Raw genomic sequence first — 3,947 nt, 5'->3', positions numbered from 1 at the left:
CCCCTACCCCCTCCTGCCCCCCTTCCGGGGCGGCCGTCCCGTGGAAGGAATATTACTTCCACCATTCCCTTCTACCGGAGGGGGCTGACATGGCGGGTAGGCAGGGGACGCTCCTCCCTGGAGGTAGGCCGTCGCGGCCGGCTTCGGCTACCGGCACGGGCGAAATCGCGTGTGCCCATCAGCGCACCCCGCCACTCCATCAACAGAAAGACAGATACCGATAGAAAGACAGACACCGCCCCACGGGAGTCCGTCTTCACCTGGACCCCCGCTCTTCCTTCTGTGAAACGGAAGTTCGGCCCGGGGCAGGCACCTGGAGCTGGCGCAATACCAACCGTGTTCGGTGAGTAGCGCCCGCTCAGTTGACGGGAATGCGGAAGTCCTTCACCACGCCCATGTGCTGCATGTTCACGGCGTTGCTGTCCCCGGCCGCCACGGGGGTGATGTCCGTCAGCGGCGAGTAGACGCGGCTGTCGAGGACGAGCCCCGCCGGGAAGGTGTTGGTGCCGATGGTCGTGGCCTGCTGGTACTCGCGCAGGTCCGGGTCCACCAGGACATGGTCATAGGGCTTGCTTCGCGGGTGGCTGGTGTTGGTGTTCCCGCGCCCGTCGGCGGGATACGGGGCGGTGATGACCACCAACTGCCTGAGGACGTCGAAGCAGGGCTCGCCGCGGGTGTCGGTGTTCAGGTCTCCGCCGATGACGAGGTAGCCATCCATGGGCACGGCGATGTGCATCCGCTCGATGAGCGCGGTGGCCTCCTTGAAACGGACGTCGCCGTCGGCGGTGAGCAGGTGCACGCTCACAGCCCAGAGGTCCTTGGGGCCCGGGATGTCGATACGGGCCCAGACGAAGTCACGGGTGGCCGTCAGCGGGTCGTCCCACTCACCGGACTCGATGATGGGCCAGCGGCTGATGATGCCATTGGCAATCAGCGCGTCGTCCTCCCGGGCGAAGTGGTAGCCCGGGCCCACCTGGTCCACCATCTGCCGGAGGTCGTCCTCGCCATTGCGCCCGTAGTTGAACTCCTGGACGAGCACGACGTCGGGCTTCACGCCCTGCATCAACCGGAGGCCGTGGCCCAGGTCGTATGACTGGTCCTCACCGCTGGTGAGGTTGGCCGTCATGATGCGGAGGTTCGCGTATTCGGTCGGCCCCGCGTCGCCCTCCGGGCCGGCGTCGGTGCCACCATCAGGGCCCGCGTCGTCCCCTCCATCCGAGCCTCCGTCGAGCGGAGTCTCGCCCCCGTCCACCTGCCCTCCGTCCTGCGCCACCTGAGGGTCTTGGAGGCCTTCGCGCCCTTCACAGGCCAGGTTGAGGACCGCCATCGAAGCCGCGACGCACAGCAGGGAAGCGAATGTCTTGTTCATGAGAGCCCCTGGGTTTTGATGGCCGCAGGGTCTCTTCAACGCAGTGGCAGCTGCATCACGGCTTCATCATCACTCCATCATCAGAAAGGCAGACGCGCGTCCCCACGCATTCTGGCGCACACGAGCATGTCCCGGGGACTTCCGCACCGCGACCCCTCCGTGGGCCCTACCCCTGCGAGCCCGGCGTTGCCCCGGACCGTCGGCGCTGGAGCAGCTTCAGGTAGACGGCCCGCACTTCGCCCCGGGCTCCGAGTGCCCGCAGGTTCTGCGCGCAGCCGCTCACCGCGCGCCCGAGCATCACCGCGTCCGCCGGGGGCCGCAGGCGCAGGAAGTCTCCGGCCCGGCGCAGGCCGAGCGCCCGCATGTCCGGCACCGTCGTGTCCCGCGCGTAGTCATAGGTCTCCGCGCGCAGGGGCCGGGCGGCAATCTCCATGAGGTCCGCGAGCAGGCTCCGCGCCGTGGCCTCGTCGGTGTCCACCACGAAGCCCGCGGCGCGCACGCCGGCCAGCACGTCGTACGGCTCCCCGCGCAGCTCGGTGGCCAGGAAGCCCTGGATGATGCCGACGAAGTCCTCGCGGAAGGACTTCACGCAGCCGAAGTCCAGCAGGGCCAGCCGCCCGTCCCCGGTGACGAGGAAGTTGCCCGGATTCGGGTCCGCGTGGATGCGCGCCGCCGAGTAGAACGGACCATGCACGGCGCGGATGAGCTGCTCGCTGACGCGCCAGCGCGCGTCCGCATCCGGGTTCGACTCGAGGAACTGCTGCAGCGTCTGCCCTCGCACCCGCGTGAGGCACAGGACGCGTGACGACGAGCGCTCCGGAATGGGCTCGGGCACGAGCAGGTCCGGCTCGGACGCGAACAGCTCCCGGAAGCCGCGGGCCCGCTGCGCCTCCAGCACGTAGTCCGTCTCCAGGCGGATTTCCCGGCGCAGCTCCTCCACATAGGCGCTGCCGTCGAGCAGCTTCGACGTGAGCCCCGCCGCGCGCACCATCAACGCGATGTTGGCGAAGTCCGCATCCACCGCCTCGGCGATGCCGGGGTATTGAACCTTGAGCACCACCTCGCGCCCGTCGTGCAGCCGGGCCGCGTGCACCTGCCCCAGGGACGCAGCGGCCAGGGGCGCGGGGTCGAACTCCGCGAACAACCGCTCGGGTGGAGCGCCCAGCTCGTCCTCGATGATGGCGACGATTTCCTCCGAGTCGAGAGGCGGCGCGCTGCTCTGCAACCGGGCGGCGATGTTCCGCAGCTCGGGCGGGAGCGCGTCCACGTCCATGGAGAGCGCCTGGCCGAGCTTCATCGCCGCGCCCTTCATCTCCCCGAGCGCCTGGACGACATGGCCGAGCGTGGAGCGCTCGGTCTCCGTCGCATCCGCGCCCGCCACCTTGCGCAGCGCGCGCATGGCCAGCCCCGCGGAGCCCCGGGCGGAGAGCGCGGCCACCCTGCCGAGCCTGGCGAGCCGGCCGACCGGCGGGTTCCTCGATTTCGACATGCGCCGCAGCATAGGAAGCAGGGAGGCACGGCGCACCGGAGAAACATGGAGCGGTTGCCGGCCAGAACGGCGGACAGGCGCGAGCACGACCCGGGTCTCACGCGGCCCGGCGCCCGTGACCCATGAAGAGGAGGTGAGGGTCCACGGGCCCCGGTGAAGCGCACCGGGCCCCGCAACCTGGCGCTCAGCTCCGCGCGGCCGCCTGTCCCCCGCTCACGTCTGGCCCGTCAGCCGGTAGTACGTGTGGGCCCGCGAGCGGCGGATGAGCGCCTTCGCGATGGGATTCAGGCTCCACCGGATGGGCAGGTGCTCGACGATGAAGCCCATGTCGTCCTTGAACTGGTTGAGCCGCGGCACCTCGCGGGCGTGGAGGCCATTGACGAGCGTCCGGACGCCTCCGATTCGCCGGCAGGCCTGGGCGAATTCGTAGACCAGGCCCGTCGCGAGGTTGGTCGGCAGTGCCCAGGTCGCGTAGTACGCGCAGATGCCATACGCGACGCCGTCCACCACGTAGCCATCGACGTAGCCGCCCAGCCTGCCGTCCACCAGGCCCGCCAGCACGCACCAGTGGTCCCCCAGGAAGTACTTCTTCACGTCCGCGGTGAACCGCTGCCGGGAGGGCACCTTCTTGTGCCCGGTCCGCGCGAGCGCATCGATGACCACGTCATACCCCTGCTGCAGCAGGAGCGCGGGCCCGGTGAGCTGCACGATTCGCACGAGCCGCTGGCACTTGCGCAGCTTGTTCCTCCGGTTCGCGGACAGGCTGTCCATGTCATAGGCGTCCAGCTCCGGTGAGCGGACGATGGGCACCGTGCCATTCGCCGCGCCCGCCGTTTCCGGCGTCAGGACGGCCCGGTAGCCCCAGCACCATGGAGTGGGGCGCGTCACCTCCTCCGGCCTCATCCCCGCCAGCAGGTTGACGGGCTGGTAGAAACCGGGAGCGCCTACCTGCTCCCAGTAATGCCCTCCGTGCTGGATGATGCGTACCCCTTCCGCGCGCCGACGTTCCGCAAGTTCTCGCTCCGTGAGCATCTCGAAGCGAGCCGCCGACGCATCCCTCACCTGAACCTCCGCAGTAGCCATGCAGAG

General features: G+C 69.3%; 3 protein-coding genes. All 3 read right to left on the bottom strand.

Annotation, left to right across the window (positions count from 1 at the left end; translation table 11 throughout):
* Positions 1-358: 358 nt before the first annotated feature.
* Complete coding sequence (locus G4D86_RS50905) at positions 359-1,369, bottom strand: endonuclease/exonuclease/phosphatase family protein (RefSeq protein ID WP_164002960.1); 1,011 nt, start codon at positions 1,367-1,369, stop codon at positions 359-361.
* A gap of 166 nt (positions 1,370-1,535) precedes the next feature.
* Entirely contained in the window at positions 1,536-2,858 is a 1,323-nt protein-coding gene (locus tag G4D86_RS50900; protein ID WP_164002959.1) for an ABC1 kinase family protein, read from the bottom strand.
* A gap of 213 nt (positions 2,859-3,071) precedes the next feature.
* Positions 3,072-3,947, bottom strand: an 876-nt coding sequence (locus G4D86_RS50895; protein ID WP_338050656.1) for a hypothetical protein, incomplete at its 5' end; no start/stop codon positions are given.

The organism is Pyxidicoccus caerfyrddinensis, from assembly GCF_010894405.1.
In the GTDB taxonomy this organism is placed as follows: domain Bacteria; phylum Myxococcota; class Myxococcia; order Myxococcales; family Myxococcaceae; genus Myxococcus; species Myxococcus caerfyrddinensis.
Note: the sequence above shows the minus strand (reverse complement) of the source record. Positions and strands in the feature narration are given on the sequence as shown.